We start from the raw sequence: 19,096 nt of genomic DNA on the forward strand, positions 1-19,096 counted from the left end.
GTTAGCGGTACAGTTTTTTTCACCGATAGGGCGCTGGTGGCCAAAAAACTATTCCGGTTAGCGGTACAGTTTTTTTCACTGATGGGGCGGGGCGCTGGGGGCGAAATAACTTTGGCGCTGTCGGTAAAGTTTTTTCCAGCTCTAAGAATTTAGGGTGAGAGATGCCCACTTTACATCAGCTAAAATAAACAATTAACCCCGGACGTAATAGGAGATTGAATTCATGTCTATGATGAGTGTGAAAGACTTAGAAACCGTGCAAAGCACCCTCTCCGAAGCGGGTTTAGCCTATCAATTAGAATTGAAAGAGGGGAAAATACAGATTGTGGGACCGTCAGATATTGTTTCCAGCGAAATAGGTGGTATTTTCAGCCGACTGCTTGGTAATTGGGTTTACCCGGGCCGTTTGGGGCGAGTATTTGATTCTGCCGGGGGTTTTATTGTCAGCGATCGCAATCTAACCGCCCCGGATGTTTCCTTTGTGCGCGCCTCTCGCCTGAAGCAAAGCGTGCGTTATTTTGCCGAATTAGTTCCCGATTTGGTAGTCGAAATCAAATCCCAAAACGACCGAATTGCTGCTTTAAAACAGAAAATAGAGAATTTCCTCGAATTAGGAGCGCAGGTGGGTATTCTTATCGACCCAGACGAATTAACCGTGACGGTTTATCGCGCCAGTGGGGAACCGATAGTGTTGGGAGAGGAAGATATTTTAACGGTTGCAGAATTGTTTCCCGGGTGGGAATTACCCATCCGAGAAATTTGGACGCCGGTGTTTGATGATGAACAAGAATAAAATTGGGAATTGGAGGTTTAAATGTAGGGTGTGTACTGCCCACCGTAGGGTGATTGCTTGATAAGCAAGGTGGTGAATTACCATTCTCCGGAGGAGGATTTTTCAAGAGACGGTGGGCGGTACCCACCTACATTTGCGGGAGAGAATCAACCCTGGGCGATCGCAGTTTCTGGGAGTGCGCCTTGCATTTTACGCAACCCCTCGATTAAAAATTCCAACTGATGGTCGGCGCGCCAAACGCCCAACCCACGAACCGTAACTTTTCCGGGAGTATAGACAAATTTTTCCTGCAAATTCGCGGGTAAATTTTGCTTGAGCAAATTCCATGCGGGTTCTTCCATTGGGGTTTCGAGAACCACATGTTGTTGTCCTTCCGGTTTAATCCGAGAAAAGCCTAATTTTTTGGCAATTTGCTTCAGTTCCATAATCCGGATCAGTTGTTTAGCGGGAGGGGGAAGCGGACCGTAACGATCGCGCCAATCGGCTTCGATTTCCGCCAATTCTGCCCGAGAAAGCGCCGACGCCACGGAACGATAAGCACTCATCTTCTGGTCTAAATCCGGGATATAATCCGCTGGGACAAAAGCCGTTAGATGTAAATCCACTTGAGTTTCGTCTACCTGGGGAATTTCTTGACCGCGAATTTCGCGAATCGATTCTTCCAGCATTTCCATATACAAATCAAACCCGATCGCATCCATTTGGCCCGACTGTTCCGCCCCCAACAAATTCCCCACGCCGCGAATTTCCATATCGCGCATTGCCAACTGATAACCCGACCCCAACTGGGTAAACTCCTTAATCGCCCGCAAGCGTTTTTGCGCCTCATCGGTCAAGGTACCATTCGGGGGATAAAACAACCAAGCATGAGCTTGAATCCCCGCCCGTCCGACGCGACCGCGAAGTTGATATAATTGTCCCAACCCGAAACGGTGAGCATCTTCGATCACAATCGTATTCACCCGAGGAATATCCAAACCGGATTCGATAATCGTGGTACAGACCAGGATATCTGCTTCCCCCGCACTAAAAGCGATAGTAATCGCTTCGAGTTCCGAGGGTTCCATTTGCCCGTGAGCGATCGCAATCCGGGCGTTAGGCACCATTTCGCGCAGTTTCCCGGCAATTTCCTCAATCCCTTCTACGCGCGCAACCACATAAAACACCTGTCCGCCGCGATCGAGTTCTTGGCGAATTGCGGTGCGCGCCGCTTCCCAATCGCGAGGCGCTAAGTGGGTTTGAATTGGACGCCGGGAGGGCGGGGGGGTAGTAATCAAACTCATCTCGCGAATACCAGATAGGGACATGTATAGAGTCCGAGGAATGGGCGTCGCCGTCAAAGTCAGCACATCCACCTGAGTTTTCAGCGCTTTAATTTTTTCCTTTTGATTCACGCCAAAGCGCTGTTCTTCATCCACCACCAGCAATCCCAACTCGCGGAATTTTACGGTTTTTCCTAACAGGGCGTGAGTCCCTACTACCACATCTAATTCCCCAGTAGCGAGGCGTTTTTTAATTTCGCGTCGTTCTTGTTGCGTGCGGAAGCGATTGAGCAATCCCACTTCAATCGGATAGGGAGCAAACCGTTCTTTAATCGTGTGGTAATGCTGCTGGGTTAAAATCGTGGTTGGCGCTAACATCGCCACTTGTTTGCCGGCAGTAATAGCTTTAAAAATAGCGCGAATTGCCACTTCCGTTTTGCCAAATCCCACATCGCCACACACCAGACGATCCATCGGGCGATCGCTTTCCATATCCCGCTTAATATCTTGCGTCGCCTTTAACTGATCCGGCGTCGGTTGATAAGGGAAAGACTCCTCCATTTCTTCTTGCCAAGGCATATCCGCCGGATAGACAAACCCCTGCTGTTTCGAGCGTTTCGCATACAGTTCGAGTAAATCCACCGCCAGTTTTTTCACTGACTTGCGGACTTTATTCTTGGTTTTTTCCCAAGTTTTGCCCGTGAGTTTGTTCAGTTGGGGCTTTTTCCCGCCGGTGGTGCGGAAGCGCGAGAGAGAATCCAGTTGATCCACCGGCACGCGCAAAATTCCATCAGAATATTTTACTACTAAATATTCGCGGTTTTGCAGTTTTTCCAACTTGGTAAATCTGCCGATACCGTGATTGCGGTGAACCACATAATCTCCCGGACGCAGTTTATTCGGATCCACCTGTTTCGACACTGCGCGGCGACGCTTGCGAACGTAGGTGGGAGTGGCGAGAGAGTGCTGCCCGTAAAATTCGCGATCGGTGATAATTGCAATCCGAAATACCGGAATAATAAAGCCTTCGAGTTCGGCTAATCCGCTGTATTTAAGCGCCACGGGGACATGCTGAATTTGCAACTTTTCGATCGCCCGATAATCGCGCGGATTGGGAATGTATTGAGCGGGGCAATCATGTTCTTGCAGCAGAGAAACTGACCGACTCGGTTGTGCGGAAATGAGAAACTGAGTCAATCCGCGATCGCGTTGTGCGCGCAGCAGTTGGGCCAGTTTGGCGAACTGATGCGCCATCACTGGTACCGGACGACTATCCAAATTAAACACCGCCGGATTTGCCAGAGAGGAATCGGGGAAAGTGGATTTCAACCCGTCTAATACTCCCTCGATGCCTTGATGGGTATCGCTAGCAAGTTCGGATAAATAAAGCGTATCGAACTGGGTAGCGGTAGCGAGACATTGGGTAAAACTGCGGTGAATAAGGGGTAGTTGGGGGGAATCCGAGGGGAGAGTGGAATAATGAACCTCCACATGTTCTACCCAGCGATCGCCATGTCCCGCACAGCGATCGGGTTCGTCAATGGCAATTAGGGTATCTGGGGACAAGAAATCCAGTAACGAGGCGGGACGATCGAATGCCACGCCGAGGAAGCGATGAAGCGATCGCGGTTCTAAGTCTTGAGTTTGTTCCGCATCCGGGTCTAATCCCCACTGTTGTTCTACCAATGCTTCCGGTAAATTCCCCAAAATAATCGGACTGAAGCTAGTAGGCGTGAGAACCAAGCGCTCGATGTTATCTAAAGAACGCTGGGTCGCCGGATCGAACTCGCGCATTTGTTCCAGTTCGTCGCCAAACCAGTCTAACCGCACGGGTAATTGTGCCGCCACGGGGAACACATCCACGATATCGCCACGCCGACTCCATTGCCCTTCGGTTTCCACCAGGGAGACGCGATCGTATCCCATCCGCGCCAATTGTTCGTCCAGGGTTTTCGAGTTCCAACTCATCCCCGGGGTGAGGGTAACGCAGTAGGGTTGAAATACTGCCGGTGGTGGGAGATGGGGTTGCAGCGCTCTTTCTGTGGCGACAATAGCGAGATTCTGTTCCCCTTGCACCAAATCGGCGAGCACCTGCATTTGACCCCAAATGGTTTCCGCTTCTGGGTCGAAGGATTCGTAGGGAGATGCTTCCGAGGTAGGGTAAAAATGCACCGTCTGCCAACCCATTGTTTCCAGTTGCGCCGCCCAGCGACCCGCTTCTTCTAGAGTTGCTGTGACTACAAATAGGTTACGCTGTTGTGTCTCAGTGAGGGTAGATGCGATTAATCCCTTGGGGAAGCGCCCGATGCCATTAAGCTGAATGCAATGGTGTCGATCCAGTTTGGATAAGAGTTCGTGGGTGAGCTGCGATCGCCCGAGTGTCCGAATAACTGAAGAAAAGGCCATTGGTTGTCGAAACCGCTAAATCTTTCTATTGTGCAACATATCAGGATGTGGACCTAATTTTATTTTAGAGGAAGCCCGCGAACTCAGATGAACTCAGATGAGCGGGGAAGCTTGCAAATCTAACGAAATCCTCAATTCTGACGTTGGCTTACCCCTGACCCGCAAAACATGCTACCGTCTCTAATATCGCCACGGTTGGACTTCAAGGAGCCAGGGGGGATAATCGGATGAGAATTGGGGCGATCGCGTTATTTGCCGAAATCTTGGGCAATTTCAACACATGAGTTCTGTTAGCTTTGAAATTTTAGTCATTCTCCTGTTGATTCTCGCCAATGGACTATTTGCCATGTCCGAAATTGCTATTGTTTCGGCGCGCAAGGCCCGCCTCCAACAATGGGCGAATCAAGGGAATCTCAAGGCTCAGGTGGCCCTCGAACTTGCCAATGCGCCGAATCGATTTTTATCCACGGTCCAGGTGGGAATTACCTTGGTGGGCATTTTTGCCGGTGCCTTTGGCGGGGCGACGTTGGCGGAAAAACTGAGCCTACAGTTGCAACAGTTTCCGGCGATCTCGCCTTACAGTGGGGCGATCGCTTTATTGCTCGTCGTCGTTACCATTACCTATCTCTCCCTCATCCTCGGGGAACTGGTCCCTAAACGTCTCGGATTGAATAATCCCGAACGCATCGCCGCCCGGGTTGCAGTTCCCATGCGGATGCTATCGAGTATTGGCGCACCAGTGATCCATCTGTTGAGCGCTTCCACGGAGTTGGTGCTGCGGATTCTGGGCGCTCAACCCTCCGAAGACCCCCAAGTCACTGAAGAAGAAATCAAGCTGTTGCTCGAACAAGGCACCGAAGCAGGTACCTTCCAGGAAGAAGAACAAGCAATGGTTGAGCGCGTTTTGCGCCTCGACGAACGCCGCGTCAGTTCCCTGATGACCCCACGCCCGGATGTGGTGTGGTTAAATTTGGACAGTTCCGCTGACGAAAACCGCCATAAAATTATCAACAGCACCCACACCCGCTTTCCTGTGTGTCAAAATGTCCTGGATAATGTCCTCGGCGTCGCCCAGGTGAACGATTTGTTGTCCAGCAGTTTGTGCGGGGAACCCCTGGATTTGACCGCCTCCCTCCGCCAACCTCTGTTCGTCCCGGAAAATACTAAGGCCCTGAAAGTTTTGGAGTTATTCAAACAAAGCGGCACTCATATTGCTTTAGCTGTGGATGAATATGGAGTGATTCAGGGTTTGGTGACGCTTAACGATATTTTAGAGGCGATCGTCGGCGATCTTCCCTCGGTAAACCAACCCGAAGATGCCCAAGCAGTTCAGCGCGAGGATGGATCCTGGTTATTGGATGGCATGGTCTCTGTAGAAAAATTTCGCCAACTGTTCGATCTGCCAGAATTACCCGGCGAACAACGCGGGAACTATCATACCCTGGGCGGATTCGTGATTACTCATCTCGGTCGCATCCCTACCGCCGCTGACCATTTTGAATGGAATAGTTTGCGCTTCGAAGTGATGGATATGGATGGCAATCGGGTCGATAAAATATTGGTGACGCCGATAGTCTTTCCTCATTCTGACCTTCTCCCTCGCGAAGACTAAACCCCGATTAAGGTAATATTATATTCGCCGCCCGAGTGTCCCCGTTTGGCTGACATCTTATCTGCCACCCGCCACCGATGTTATTTTAACTGATTCCAAAGGAGCGATCGTGCCTAAAATTCCCCCTGCTTTGCAAAAAAAAGCCTCCAAAATCTTCCTGTTTGCCTTTTTATGGGGCATTGTCCCCTTATTGAGTGTGGAAATCTTAATGATAGTGCTCGAACCTTATTTGTTTAAGGGGTTCTTTCAATATGACCCGGATATTGGATTTCGCGTCAGAGCACATACCAATGGTTCCAATCAATTCGGTTTTAACGATAAAGATTATCCGTTAGAAAAACCTTCCGGAATTACCCGTATATTAGTTCTCGGCGATTCCTTTGGATGGGTGGGCGGGTTAGGCGAAAACTACACCACCCTCATGGATGGACATTTTACCCGAAAGTGGGGCGAAAATAAAGTAGAAGTTATTAATGCCGGCTATCCGATGACTCATACTGGGGAACAGTTAAAAATCCTGGAAAAATACGGACTGCAATATCAGCCGGATATTGTGGTTTTGGGATTTTTTGTCGGCAACGATTTTTTTGATGCCGACCCGAAGCGCAAAAGAATTGTGGTCAACGATATTTATTTTGATATTAAAAAGAATGAGGAATTGAAAATTTTAGGATATCCGATTATTCCCCAGTGGCGATTGTTGTTATTAATCCAGCAAAAATATAAAGTCTTCCAGGAACAAATGAAGGCGGCGAAGTCGGTATCGGCAAATCCCCTGATGCCCGCCGCGATCGCCGCCACACCCGTACCAACTCCACCGCCATCTACTCCCGATGCTTATTACCCTCCCGGAGTTGCCGAAGAAACCTATTTGAACGTGGAAAGCCAAATGTTAAGTTTTTACAATCGAAACTTACATGCAGAAGATGAGTTCAAAAAGGAAATTAATTTCGTGTTTGAAAGTATCGACGCAATGGCAGAGTTACTCGAATCAAAAACTATAAAGTTTATCGTTGCTATTTATCCAGCAGCTTTTCAAGTAGATGAAAACTTGGCTAAAAAACTCTTTGAATATAACGACTTAAACCGCGACGACTACGATTTATTGCTAGCGCAAAAAATATTAAAAGAGTATCTCGACAAAAAAGGTATTCCTTATATCGATTTGCTGGATGAATTTAAAGTAGAGCAAAAAACCCAACCGCTTTATATCAAAAACGATACTCATTGGAATCGCGCGGGAAATCAACTCGCCGCCGAGATTCTATTTAAAAATCTCGTCCCCGTTGTCGAAAAAGAAGCGGGGTTGTAGTCGGTAAAATTGAAGCAATTTGCAATCTGCTAACAATTTTTTAACCCTTTAAAACCACCGCCTGTAGGAAAAAACTTCCCTTTTTTATAGGCAATTTTTTCCTCATTTGCTTTGTGAAAACTACTATATTTTTTAGGTTTTCAAGGCATAAAGCACAGGAAATTACCTTGGGCATAAATTTTTCCCAAACGGTAGATTACGCGCATATTTTGACGCTTTCGGGATGCCTTTTCTTGAGAAATAGAGGCGGAAAAAACAAACCCAGAGACGCAGGGGAGTGCATCTCTGGGATACCGGAGTAGAATGACAGCCTTTAGACTAGAATAAGGTATAAATAAACGGTGCGATCGCCGATGCTTGAGTCAGTACAATTACCGCTCCCAACAACACCAACGTAATAATCAAAGGGGCCATCCAATATTTTTTTCTCTCCCGCAAAAACCCCCACAAATCCTTTAAAAAATCCCAAGTTGCCTCAAACATTAGAACGGTTTCTCCATGCTTTCTCGACTTCTAACGGTACTCGGTACCCGATAGCTTTCCATGTGATGGTCTAACTTTCGCGCCATCGGATCTTTTTTAAAAGCCCACCGCATTATCGCACCCATCGGCATCATTAACGCATAAAAAACAATGCCCAGCAAAATGCGCGTATTAATTGCCCCGAGGACCAGTCCAAATCTCATCCAAACTTTATAAATCGGATCGAGCGTCATCGGGGCAACTAACGCCCACCCCCACAACACCGCCGCCACAATCCAGGGCCAAATGGGCCAACCGTGACTGCGAATCCAGGGAATCAATATCCCAAACAACAGGGCAAAAATTGCCCCCGTCACCAGTCCAAATTCGCGCAGTCCTTTTTTATCCAGTTTGGGGATAGAATGGTTCATGGTTCGTTTTTCGCCAGGACTAAGATTGTATGTCAAAACGCATTATACTGTAGGGACAGGGGAGTGCCCTGTCCGGGGAAAGCATAGACTTGGGAAAGGCGCTAACAAGCTAGCAACAATTCCCCGTTAATCTAACTCGAATTCTTGCTGCCAAGATTTATCTTTTTTCCAGGGAATCTGTTCCGTTTTCGCCAGCAAGAAATTCTCGATAACCAGATAATCCATTTCGGTTCGCATAAAGCAGCGATAGGCATCTTCCGGGGTGCAGACAATCGGTTCGCCGCGCACGTTAAACGAAGTATTGACCAGAACCGCACAGCCGGTTTTTGCTGCAAACTGACGGATTAATTCATAGTAGCGGGGATTGGTTTCGCGGTGAACGGTTTGGATGCGGGCGGAGTAGTCCACATGAGTGACTGCCGGAATTTGCGATCGCGGCACATTTAACTTCTCAATCCCAAACAATTGCTGTTGTTCTGCCGTCATCGGGATTCGCAGATTTTCCTTTATCGATGCCACCAACAACATATAAGGACTTGCCGAGTCGATTTCAAAATAATCCGAAACGCGATCGCTCAACACCGACGGCGCAAACGGACGAAACGACTCGCGATATTTAATCTTCAAATTCATCACCGACTGCATTTTCGCACTGCGCGGATCGCCGATAATCGATCGCCCCCCCAACGCCCGAGGGCCAAATTCCATCCGCCCTTGAAACCATCCCACCACATGTTCTGCGGCCAAAATCTCCGCCACCTTCGGCATCAATTCCGCATCAGACAACCGATAATAGCGCGCCTGTAGCGCATCCAAATACTGCATAATTTCCGTATCCCCAAACTGCGGTCCGAGATACGCCCCTTTCATGCTATCGCGTACCGTCAATCGGCTGGGTTTTTCATTCACCACCACCGCATTTGTCCCTTCCACCTGCTGTAGGGCGGCCAAATTTTCTCCGGCTGCGCGAGACTCCCGACTCACCACCCGGGGTTGTTCGCAATACTGATACCATACCGCCAACGCCGCCCCCAAGGCCCCGCCTGCGTCCCCTGCTGCCGGCTGAATCCAGATATCCTGAAATCCCGCTTCGCGCAAAATGCGGCCATTGGCGACGCAATTGAGGGCGACTCCTCCCGCCAAACAGAGATACTCGGCATTTAACTCTTTTTTTACTGTCTTCGCCAGACGCAGGACCACTTCCTCGGTGACGTACTGAATCGAACTGGCGATATCCATTTCGCGCTGAGTCAGTTTGCTTTCCGGTTTGCGCGGCGGTCCGCCAAACAGGCGATCGAACTTGCGATTGGTCATGGTTAAGCCGGTGGCGTAGTTGAAATAGTCCATATTCAACCGGAAAGTGCCATCATCTCGCAGGTCGATCAAATGAGTGAGGATTTTATCTATATATCGCGGTTCTCCATAAGGGGCTAACCCCATCAATTTATATTCTCCCGAATTGACTTTAAATCCTGTATAATAGGTAAAGGCGGAATAAAGCAGGCCCAAGGAGTGGGGAAAATCGATTTCCCATTGCGGGGTGAGTTGGTTGTCTTCCCCCCACCAGACGGAAGAGGTAGCCCATTCGCCGACGCCATCGAGACACATGACGGCAGCGCGGGGGAAAGGACTGGGGAAAAAGGCACTGGCGGCGTGAGATTGGTGGTGTTCGGTAAAGAGTAATTTCGGCAACTCGGCGGTTTTGCACTCGGCGAGGAAGGCGAGTTCTTGTTTGAGGATGGTTTTGAGATAGAGTTTTTCTTTCAGCCAAATGGGCATGGCGGCGATAAACGAACGAAATCCTCTAGGGGTGTAGGATAAGTAGGTTTCCAGCAGTCGCTCGAATTTGATTAAAGGTTTGTCGTAAAATACGATCGCGTCGAGTTGGCGCAAGGTAAGGTGGGCTTCTCGCAGGCAATAGGCGATCGCATGGGCGGGAAATCGAGCATCGTGCTTTTTGCGGGAAAACCGCTCTTCCTGTGCGGCGGCGATAATCTCGCCATCCATCACTAAAGCGGCGGCACTGTCGTGATAATACGCGGAAATACCGAGGATGTTCATCTCGCTTATATTGTGCAATGATGGGGTCTATCGAAGGAGTATTGCTTTGGAATAGATATTACATGCTTTTCATCTTTTGCGGGGGAATCCGGAATTGTTAAGGGTGAGGGGCGATTTCCGCCATGCCTTAAAAGCGCCGCCCGTTGAAAAAGGCTTCTAGGAGTGTTTGCCATAGGGAATTGCGTTGGAAGCGCTGTTGTTGCCATAGTTGGGCGGTTTGGGCGATAATTTCAGACCGACTGGGGCAGATGGGGGAGAGGGAGGCGATCGCCTGAATCTTGGTTTTGGTTTGGATAGCGAGGGCAAAGGGATGAATTAATTCCCTGGCGTGGGATCCGACGAGATGGGCACCGAGAAGTTCGCCGTTGCGACGCACGACCAGTTTGCACAAGCCGATGATTTCTCCGTGTAATTGGGCGGATAGAGTGTTTTTTGGATATTGTCGCAAGATGATTACGTCTGGATAGCGGCGTTTGGCTTGCGCTTCAGTGAAGCCGACGCGGGCGAGGGGGGGCAAGGTATTGAAGGACCAGGGAATGCCACGATAATCCACGGTGCGAGTCGGCCAAAATAGGGCATTTTTTACGGCGATTTGGGCTTCGTATTCGGCAATGTTGAGCAGGGGATAGCCGCCGGCGAGGTTGCCACAGGCGTAAATGTTCCGATTGGTGGTTTGCAGTTTTGGGTTAACCTGCACCCTTTTGCCCAGGGAAGTGGGGCGAAATTTTACGCCCAGGGTTTCGAGGTTTAAGGAGTCGATTTGGGAGTGGAAACCACAGGCGATGAAGAGTTTGTCCCCGGCGATCGCTTTATCTCCCGCTTGCACCCACTTTTGTCCTTCCAGAGGTTTGACTTGGGTAACGGGGCTGTTGGTGATGACCCGCACTCCTTGGGTTTCCAGTTGCGCTTGGATGAGTTGTGCCACTTCCGGGTCTTCTTCGGGTAAAATGCTGGATGTGGGAACAATTAGGGTAACGCGGATGCCCAGTCGGAGTAAGATTTGGGTTAGTTCGATGGCACTGGGGTCGCTGCCGATCGCGATCGCGGTTTGGGGGAGGGCGTTGTCCGTGAGCTGAGGGAGGGTTTCCCAGGTTAGATATCCGGTGCGGTGTAATCCGGGAATGTCGGGAATAGCCGATCGCGACCCCACTGCCAGCAAATATCGGCGAGCAATCAAGCGGCGGGTATTGACATTAAAGGTAAGTTGTGGTAAGGGAGTAAATTGGCCCATACCGGCGATCGCATCGATGCCGAGGGAAGCAAGGACGGCGGGAGAATGGGTGGCGGCGAGAGTGTCCCGGACGCCGTTTGCCCAGGTTAGGGCAGCCGCCAGGGAGGGTGGGTTGGCGGAAATCGGTTGCGCGTCGAAGGCGGGCGGGAGCAAGGATGAGGGAGGGAGGTCTCCGGGGAGCGCTTCGTCAGCGGGATAGACGAAAGCGACTCTGGCGTTTAGGTTGGCGGCGGCGATCGCGGCAGAAATCCCGGCCCGGGTGCCGCCAATCACCACCAAATCGTAATCAAAACTCACGGTTTATTGGGTTGAGGTGGTGTTGGTGGGGGTAAATGGTCAGGGGATGATGACAAAACATCGGCGAGGGCATCGCACAGACGTTGGTTGTCTTCGGGTAAGCGAATGGCGATGCGGAAGAAGCGATCGCCGAGTTCGGGAAAGCTGAGACAGTCGCGGATTAGGATGCGGTGGCGTTTGAGTAAGTGCTGTTGCAGTTGAGAAACGCTGAAGTCGCAATGGACGAGTAAGAAGTTGGCGGCGCTGGGAAAGGGGCGCAAGCCGGGGAGTTGTGCCAGGGTGGCGAACAGTTGCGATCGCGCCGGGGGCAGCCACGCCCAGGTTTGTTGTTGGAAGTCGGTATCGCGGATGGCGGCGGCACCGGCGGCGGCGGCGAGGACGTTTACCGGCCAGGGGTCGCGCCATTGTTGCCAGCGTTGCAGGCGATCGGGGTGAGCGATCGCGTAGCCCAGGCGCAGGCCCGGGAGGCTGTAAAACTTGGTCAGCGATCGCAAAATTACCAGGTTGGTATGGTCTGGTACCAGATGGATTACGCTTTGTTGGTCTCCCGGTGGCAGAAAATCCATAAAGGCTTCATCCACTACTACTAAGGGAAATTCGGCTAAGTGGGGCGCGATCGCCTCGAGGGAAAAGAGTTGGCCGGTGGGATTGTGCGGGTTATTGAGCAATAATCCGCATTCGGCGCGTGGGGGGTGGGTGGATTGGGGCGAGAGGGGTAAGGGTTGCCCGGGTGGGTTGGGAACGGTGAGGTCTAAGGGGCAGGCGATCGCCTGAGCATTCACTGCCCGCAGACAGCGTTGATAGTCGCCGAAAGCGGGCGTAATTAGGAAGGTCCCGGACAGGGTGGATAAATCCCACCCAGCCCAAGTGAGTAACTCCGCCGCGCCGTTACCGGGCAGGATCCATTCTGGCGGCAGATCGTGCGCTGCTCCCAAAACCGAGCGCAACTGCTGATAGTTGGGGTCGGGGTAGCTTCGCAGATCGTTGAGATGGGATTGAATGGCCGTTAAGCCCGATGGGGGAGGCCCCAACGGACTGATACTGGCCGAAAAATCCAGGATTGCCGAGGGGGGACAGCCGACGATTGCGGCTGCCCACGTTAAATTTCCCCCATGCTGCGGTTGGTTCACGGCGCGAGTTCGGTGGAACTCCTTATTTAGGAGCCACCTGTTCCTTAAAGAACTTGCCCGCCGAGAAGGCAGGGACCTTAGTTGCCGGAATTTCCATTTTGTCGCCGGTTTTCGGGTTGCGTCCTTCGCGGGCTTTGCGCTCGCGAGCTTCAAAGGAGCCAAAGCCCACTAGGGTGACTTTATCCCCAGAGGCAACGGCTTCGATGATGGTGTCCAATGCTGCGGTTAGCACGGCATCGGCTTGTTTTTTGGTTACGTTCGCGGTTTCTGCGATCGCGTCTACTAATTCACCTTTGTTCATTTTGAGACTCCTGATAGAGTTTCAACTGTCTACAAATTGGATCCTTTTACCCTCGATTTCGAGGCCCAGATCCAACCCAATTGGGGGGAGGGGCGCGATTAAATCGCTGAAACTCCCACCGATTGGTATTTTCACTGCATCATTCTAATCTCTGCAAGCCCGTTATGGATCGGTGAAACCTTTAATTTATATAGATTTGAGGATTTTTTTCGTTTTCGTTCAGATTTCCCCTCGATGGATCCACGGAGCTTTTTCGGAAATTTATGTTTACAAATGTAGCAACTTGACACTGTTTGTAGTCCTTGTCCTCAGCAAAAAACCCCTGTTTGAAACTCTACAGGGGTTTTGTTGGCGTAGGAATTTCACCTGGAATAAGGCCGATAATGGATCCAGATTTAGGAAATTGAATGAGGCGATCGCGCAAGCGGAGATTACTGAGCTTGATTTAACATTTGTTGCGCGTCTCGACCAGGAACGTAGCCACTATAGCCAAAATTCGAGCGATCGGTATCGTCGAGAATCTGAGGTGTCAGCAGCACGATCACTTCTGCCCGTTGGTTCGCCTTATTCGTGCTTCTAAATAAGGAACCAATTAACGGCAGATCGCCTAAAATCGGCACCTTACTTACCGTCACCCGGTCTTGATCCTGGATAATGCCCGAGACGATTAAGGTCTGACCGTCGCGCAGGCGAAGCTGTCCCGAGTTGAGCGATCGCTCCTGAACCAGAGTCACGAATCCGCCCAAACCGGTTTCCTCTTGACCGATGGGCGAACTGACCACCGGATTTAACGTCAGGGTCACAAAACCATTGTCATCGATTTTATTCACTTCCAGATTCAGGGTTAAACCCACAGGTCTTAACACCGGTTCTCTGGTTTCTCTTTGCCCTGAGGGGGTGTCCGTAAACGTCACATCCACCCGTTCGAGAACCTCTTGGGTAAGCTGTACGCTAGCTGCCTGGTTTTCTTGCACCACCAAAGTCGGATCGGTGAGAATCTTGGCATTGCGACTTTGAATCTGAGCCTGTAATTGCGCCAGAAACTTCCGAGGATATTGGAACAGGGTGGGCAGACTAAAGGTCGCCTCACCCGCCGTGACGATGCCGGTATCCGGATCCACCTCAAAGACTTCATACTCTGCAACCCTTGGATTAAGCGGGTTTCCGCTCACCGGGGGCAGGGGACGCAAAAACAGTGCCCCGCCTCGGGTGCCGGTGAGGGGCACTTGAATCAAATTCTGGCGATCGAATTGAACGTCTCCCTCAATCGGATTGGTAATTACTGGGGGCACCAACAACCCGCCGGTCACCGTGGCGCGATTCGCCGGGGTGAAATCCCCAAAGTTCACCGCCGCCGCGCCATTATCGTTGACAAAGAAACTGTCATTAATTCCAAACGAAAAGCTCGTGCCGAAATCGTCCGTGTTGCTGAGATTGACGTCAATAATCTTCACATTGACCGCTACTTGGCGTTTGCGAACATCGAGCTGAGCCAAATAGGCACTGGCGAGTTCTACTTTATCCGGCGGACCGACCAAGGTAATGGAATTGGTGCGCTGATCCCCAGAGACTAACAGCCCTTTTAAGGGCAAGGGAGCAATGCCTTCATACGGCTCCTCTTGAGTATCCGGTGCAATTAATTCCACCGTGGTGGTGGTATTGGTAAAGGATTGAGCCGTTGCGCCTTCGCCAGTGACCACGGTTTGGGTAGTGGTTCGCACTTCATTGCGCTCTGCCCCTTGGGACACCAGGAAGTTCAACGTCTGTACGATATCCAGTTGATTGAGGCGCAGAGTGCGTGTGACAACATTGCGAGCCACATCGGGCAGTCGCGTGCCCACAAAAATCGTGTTTCCTTGGCGGTTGGCTTCTAAGCCACTCAGGCGCAGAATATAGTTAAAAACGTCTTGAACCGGTTCGTTTTCAATATCGAGGGAAATCTCGAGTTCTTCCTCGCCTTCATCTGCTTGCTGGTCATCGGTGGGCTGACCGCTGGCATAGGCTAGGTTCAGTCCGGCGGCGCGTGCTAGCAGCGCCAACACATCGCGCACCGGGGCATCGCGCAAGACCAACCGGGGAATAACTTCGGTGGTTTCGAGATTGATGGCCGTTCCGTTGGTATTAATATTGGAAACGGCAATATCCCCCACTGGGGGTGCCACGGCTCGCGGTAAGAATGGTGGGGCTTGGTTGGGTCTGACAATCGGAGCGGGTGCGCCGTCGATGCTGACTTGCGGATTGGGCACCATCACGTCTGACTGTTGCGCCGTGGGGCTGCTGGGGGGCGCTGGGGGGGTATTTGCTTGCCCGATCGCCGGTGGTGGTGCGGGAGGAACGGCGGGCGTTCTTCCCTCGTCGGGGGCGGTGGCTACGCCCCCGGCTCCGGACACATAAGTGAGGCTGATGCCGTTAGCGGCGGCTTGGTTGATTTGCACCTCGGGGGCGCTACCGTTCCCGCTGACGATCACCCGGATGCTATTGGCATCTAATGGGGTAACGACGACCGAAGCAATTCCGGGTGCGGGGTTATTTTGGCGGAAGCTTTGACCGTCGGGTAAGCGCAGTTGGGTGTTGACGATATCGGCCACCACATCGGTGCCGCGATTGACGGTAAAGACTTGGGGGCGATCGCCCCCGTTGGTTTCTAGCAAGACCTGAATGCCAGCACCACTGGCATTCACGTTCACTCCCGTAACTTGAGTCGCCGCTGCCCATACCGGTGCTGCTGCCACGATCGCGATGGCACTGGCCCGGAATAGGCAACTGAGTGCGTAACGCTGTTTCACCGTTCCTCCTCCCTGTACTCAATTCAAGTCCGAACGAACTGTTTCTCCACTCTACTCCCTCAGCATCCAAAAATGCTGCGGGACGAGTTTCGCCTACCTACTTATAGCGGTTTTTCTCTGCTGCGGCGATGGGTTATTGCCCTTCTTGTTCTCCTTCCTCCTCTGGGGGCGGGGGTGGGGCCGCAAGCTGTTTTAACTGCTCTGGGGGTAAGGGCATCACGGCGATCAGGTTAAAGCTGGTGTTGAGGGTGGGGTTGGCGCGATCGCTAATTTTCCCCTCTGGCGTGACAAAAATCTTCTGACTGTCGCGATCGAGTTCGGCGCTGAATTCGCCCACCATCACCATTTGCTGCAACCGTTCCAGTTGGCGCAAGCTCTGCTGGGTCTCCTGATAGTTCCCCTGCAACTCGATTTCAAAGGTTTGCCCTTTCACCGCTTCGGAGAGCTTCAATCCGGCAGGGGAAGTGCCTCCGGCGGCGTTTTCTCCCTCCTGCGGTTGCTGCGCTGCTGCGCCTGCTTGTGCCTCAGCCGAAAAAATCCACTCGTTATCGGGTTCTTCTATCGGTTGAAATAACTCGAGATTCGCTCCACTTTGCTTGGCGATTTTGTTCACATCTAGCAGCAAGGTTTCCAAGGTTGCCCCTTGTGCAAACAGCCCCAAAACATTTTCTTTTTGCTGTTCTACCTGAGCCAGTTGTGCTTTGGCTTCGTCGAGCTTGCTGATGCGGGTTCTTTTTTGGATAATCTCTGCTTCTTTTTGGGCAATCTCTGTTTCGAGCCGATCGCGTTCTTGCAAGGCGGGCAATAGCAGTTGCCAGCCTACTGCCCCGGCGATCGCCACTCCCACCACCGCCACCAGTATTCCTTGGATCTGCGGGGTGATGACAAAGTTGCCAATTTTATAACTCCCGGGAGGTGGTGGTGCAGCCTCCTGCTCTTCCTCCATTGGGATAAATTCTTCACTGACTGTCATGGTTTAATTACCCCCTGTTGTTCCAGTGCATTGATTCGAGTTGTCAGTCCCTCAGCTTGCGTGCGTTTGAGATCGGCGAGGATTTCAGCGGCATTCACATTGCTAACGGTTGTCTCAATCGTGTATTCCACGACTTTGGGCAGTTGAAATTCTGTGGGGGGGCAGGTGGCACTCTGCTGGGCGAATTGAGGATCGCATTCGACAGCTATCGGATTATCTACCAACTGGGCGGTGATTAACTCGGTTTCGCTGTCTTTGAAGAAGGGCGATCGCTTCAGGGTCAGTACGAAGTCATTCACTTCGTCAAAGGAGCGCGCGTAGCCCTCAATCTCCATATTTTGCTGCACGATACTCCACGGCGAGGTGGGATCTACTGCGTCTGACTCGGCTTGTTCTATCTGATGGGTGAGGTTAGACAGTTGCACCCCTGCTGGCAAGCGATCGCGCAAGTCTTGCATCAAGGCGGACATCGGTTTGACCGAGGTATTGAAAATATTGGCAAAAAAGGTGGTCTGAGTCTGTAGCTGCTGGATTTGTGCTTCGATTTGTTGCACCTCTTGCTCTTTTGCTCCCAAACCTCCCAATTCGCTATCCACCGCTGCCAATTGGTCGCGCAATTTCGCGTTTTGCCCGTTGACCACGAACCAGGTTCCCATGACCCCACCCACGGCCAAAAATGCAACTACCACCCCGGCAATCAATGCCGTGGTCTGCTGCATCGGGGGCATCGCCGCACCACTGGCGGTAGGTTTTGGCGGCTTATAATCGGCGCGATCTTTGAGAAAATTAATTTCTAAACTATACATCTCATTTGGCCTCCCGCATGGCTAACCCCAGTACCACCCCCAATCCGGGGCGCTCCACTAGGGGAATTCTTTCTTCTTCCACTTCTAAAGACAAATTTTCCACTGGATCCACTACCGTACACAGCAAGCTTAAACGCTGATTGAAAAATTCATCTAATCCCCCGATCGCCGCACCTGGACCGGCCAGCATTACCTGGGAGACTTCTAATCCTTCGCTTTGATTCACGTAAAAATCAATCGAGCGCCGCAGTTCGTCCCCGAGTTCGGAAAACACTTTTACGATTGCCTCGGTCCCGGGGTTGCCTCCTCCCCCCATTGTACCCGACCCCGTACTCTCGGTGGGATTGGCAGGAATGGTCATCCCTTGCAACATGTCTGTATTTCTCGAGGGGGGTAAATTCATCGCTTGGGCGAGGGCACTTTGCACTTGCAATGTCCCGATCGGGATCGTGCGCGAAAACTGGGGAATCCCATCCACCACAATGGCAATCTCGGTGCTGTCAAACTGAATGTCGGTCAGCACGATGGCTTCTTCTGGCGGCAATTGTAGCAGTTGCTCGCGGATGGTCCGCAATAAGGCAAAACTGGAAATTTCCAGGATGTCAATCCCTAACCCGGCTTCCTGAAAGGTGCTGATATAGGTGTCGGTGACTTCTTTTCGCGTGGCAACGAGCAGCACTTGCACTTTTTCGATGCCATCTTCATCCATGAATTCTCCCAGTTTTTGATAGTCCACATCGGCTTCTTCTCTGGGAAATGGCAAGTACAGCCCCGCCTCCTGATTCATGTACTCGCGCATTTCGGCCTCGTTGAGTTCTTTGGGTACCGGAATAATCCGGATCACTCCTTCCCGGGCGGGAACCGCTGTGGCGACTCGCTTGCTTTTGATGTTGTTTTCCGCTAGCAAATCTTGAATCAAGAGCGCCATTTCTGGCGGATCGGCGATTAAACCTTCTTCCACGACCCCTTCGGGGACTTCTACGGTGGCATAGGTTTCTAATTCATATGTAGGCCCTTGAGGTTTGAGTTGCACTAAATTTAGCCTTTCGGGAGCAATCTCTAGCCCAAGTCCGTTGGAGCTTTTAGAAAGCAGACGTTTAAAAAAGTTAACCACGGCTTTATCCGAGTTTAATGAAAGGGTGAGGGATTCGGGGGGGAATGGAGGATTATTTCCTTCCTATAAGGCTATATTAGCAACAGTCCAATTTATTGGGTTGAGCTAAGGGACTTGGG

Annotated in this window: 14 protein-coding genes; 3 read left to right on the forward strand and 11 right to left on the reverse strand. The window is 51.4% G+C overall.

The genetic code is table 11. The features are described 5' to 3' along the window. Nucleotides 1-223 precede the first annotated feature (223 nt). Complete coding sequence (locus tag LKK83_RS07340; protein ID WP_324630356.1) at nucleotides 224-793, forward strand: Uma2 family endonuclease; 570 nt, start codon at nucleotides 224-226, stop codon at nucleotides 791-793. 146 nt (nucleotides 794-939) lie between these two features. Here LKK83_RS07340 and mfd read toward each other — a convergent pair whose 3' ends face one another. Beyond that, on the reverse strand, nucleotides 940-4,461 hold the full coding sequence (gene mfd, locus LKK83_RS07345) for a transcription-repair coupling factor (protein WP_324630357.1): 3,522 nt from the start codon (nucleotides 4,459-4,461) through the stop codon (nucleotides 940-942). A gap of 280 nt (nucleotides 4,462-4,741) precedes the next feature. Here mfd and LKK83_RS07350 point away from each other — a divergent pair, with 280 nt between their 5' ends. Together LKK83_RS07350 and LKK83_RS07355 are read left to right on the forward strand one after the other, a co-directional pair. After that, a complete protein-coding gene (locus LKK83_RS07350; protein ID WP_324630359.1) occupies nucleotides 4,742-6,073 on the forward strand; it encodes a hemolysin family protein in 1,332 nt (443 codons plus the stop codon). Between the two features lie 109 nt (nucleotides 6,074-6,182). Next, complete coding sequence (locus tag LKK83_RS07355) at nucleotides 6,183-7,385, forward strand: SGNH/GDSL hydrolase family protein (RefSeq protein WP_324630360.1); 1,203 nt, start codon at nucleotides 6,183-6,185, stop codon at nucleotides 7,383-7,385. A 318-nt stretch (nucleotides 7,386-7,703) separates the two neighbouring features. Here the strand turns inward: LKK83_RS07355 and LKK83_RS07360 are convergent, their stop codons facing one another. The 10 genes from LKK83_RS07360 to pilM all read right to left on the reverse strand — a co-directional run bounded on the left by LKK83_RS07360 (nucleotide 7,704) and on the right by pilM (nucleotide 18,977). Next, nucleotides 7,704-7,868: a DUF5989 family protein gene (locus LKK83_RS07360; protein ID WP_324630361.1), complete on the reverse strand. Its 165-nt coding sequence runs from the start codon at nucleotides 7,866-7,868 to the stop codon at nucleotides 7,704-7,706. Beyond that, complete coding sequence (locus tag LKK83_RS07365; RefSeq protein WP_324630362.1) at nucleotides 7,868-8,278, reverse strand: SxtJ family membrane protein; 411 nt, start codon at nucleotides 8,276-8,278, stop codon at nucleotides 7,868-7,870. The genes LKK83_RS07360 and LKK83_RS07365 overlap by 1 nt, the downstream gene beginning before the upstream one ends. Nucleotides 8,279-8,404: 126 nt before the next feature. Further along, nucleotides 8,405-10,339 (reverse strand): carbamoyltransferase family protein, encoded by a 1,935-nt coding sequence (locus LKK83_RS07370; RefSeq protein WP_324630364.1) that lies wholly within the window; start codon nucleotides 10,337-10,339, stop codon nucleotides 8,405-8,407. A 127-nt stretch (nucleotides 10,340-10,466) separates the two neighbouring features. Continuing rightward, complete coding sequence (locus LKK83_RS07375) at nucleotides 10,467-11,867, reverse strand: dihydrolipoyl dehydrogenase family protein (RefSeq protein ID WP_324630365.1); 1,401 nt, start codon at nucleotides 11,865-11,867, stop codon at nucleotides 10,467-10,469. Next, entirely contained in the window at nucleotides 11,864-12,997 is a 1,134-nt protein-coding gene (cobD, locus tag LKK83_RS07380) for a threonine-phosphate decarboxylase CobD (protein WP_324630366.1), read from the reverse strand. Before cobD ends, LKK83_RS07375 begins: the two co-directional genes overlap by 4 nt. Before the next feature lie 22 nt (nucleotides 12,998-13,019). Continuing rightward, nucleotides 13,020-13,298 carry an HU family DNA-binding protein gene (locus LKK83_RS07385; RefSeq protein ID WP_324630367.1) on the reverse strand — a complete coding sequence of 93 codons (279 nt, stop codon included), beginning with the start codon at nucleotides 13,296-13,298 and terminating at the stop codon, nucleotides 13,020-13,022. A 431-nt stretch (nucleotides 13,299-13,729) separates the two neighbouring features. Next, nucleotides 13,730-16,084 (reverse strand): AMIN domain-containing protein, encoded by a 2,355-nt coding sequence (locus LKK83_RS07390; RefSeq protein WP_324630369.1) that lies wholly within the window; start codon nucleotides 16,082-16,084, stop codon nucleotides 13,730-13,732. A gap of 133 nt (nucleotides 16,085-16,217) precedes the next feature. Beyond that, the gene (gene pilO, locus LKK83_RS07395) at nucleotides 16,218-17,057 is read right to left on the reverse strand and encodes a type 4a pilus biogenesis protein PilO (protein ID WP_324630370.1); all 840 of its coding nucleotides are present in this window, start codon (nucleotides 17,055-17,057) and stop codon (nucleotides 16,218-16,220) included. Further along, nucleotides 17,054-17,863 carry a PilN domain-containing protein gene (locus tag LKK83_RS07400; RefSeq protein ID WP_324630371.1) on the reverse strand — a complete coding sequence of 270 codons (810 nt, stop codon included), beginning with the start codon at nucleotides 17,861-17,863 and terminating at the stop codon, nucleotides 17,054-17,056. Before LKK83_RS07400 ends, pilO begins: the two co-directional genes overlap by 4 nt. A gap of 1 nt (nucleotide 17,864) precedes the next feature. Then, nucleotides 17,865-18,977, reverse strand: coding sequence for a type IV pilus assembly protein PilM (gene pilM / locus LKK83_RS07405; protein WP_324630372.1), 1,113 nt, complete (start codon nucleotides 18,975-18,977; stop codon nucleotides 17,865-17,867). Nucleotides 18,978-19,096 lie beyond the last annotated feature (119 nt).

Origin of the sequence: Phormidium sp. CCY1219, assembly GCF_035615515.1 — a bacterium.
In the GTDB taxonomy this organism is placed as follows: Bacteria; Cyanobacteriota; Cyanobacteriia; order Cyanobacteriales; family Laspinemataceae; genus CCY1219.

Excerpts from the sequence above, each read along its gene's own strand:
- LKK83_RS07340 (WP_324630356.1), top strand. The coding sequence starts at position 224 with ATGTCTATGATGAGTGTGAAAGACTTAGAAACCGTGCAAAGCACCCTC.
- mfd (WP_324630357.1), bottom strand. The coding sequence starts at position 4,461 with ATGGCCTTTTCTTCAGTTATTCGGACACTCGGGCGATCGCAGCTCACC.
- LKK83_RS07350 (WP_324630359.1), top strand. The coding sequence starts at position 4,742 with ATGAGTTCTGTTAGCTTTGAAATTTTAGTCATTCTCCTGTTGATTCTC.
- LKK83_RS07360 (WP_324630361.1), bottom strand. The coding sequence starts at position 7,868 with ATGTTTGAGGCAACTTGGGATTTTTTAAAGGATTTGTGGGGGTTTTTG.
- LKK83_RS07365 (WP_324630362.1), bottom strand. The coding sequence starts at position 8,278 with ATGAACCATTCTATCCCCAAACTGGATAAAAAAGGACTGCGCGAATTT.
- LKK83_RS07370 (WP_324630364.1), bottom strand. The coding sequence starts at position 10,339 with ATGAACATCCTCGGTATTTCCGCGTATTATCACGACAGTGCCGCCGCT.
- LKK83_RS07385 (WP_324630367.1), bottom strand. The coding sequence starts at position 13,298 with ATGAACAAAGGTGAATTAGTAGACGCGATCGCAGAAACCGCGAACGTA.
- pilO (WP_324630370.1), bottom strand. The coding sequence starts at position 17,057 with ATGACAGTCAGTGAAGAATTTATCCCAATGGAGGAAGAGCAGGAGGCT.
- LKK83_RS07400 (WP_324630371.1), bottom strand. The coding sequence starts at position 17,863 with ATGTATAGTTTAGAAATTAATTTTCTCAAAGATCGCGCCGATTATAAG.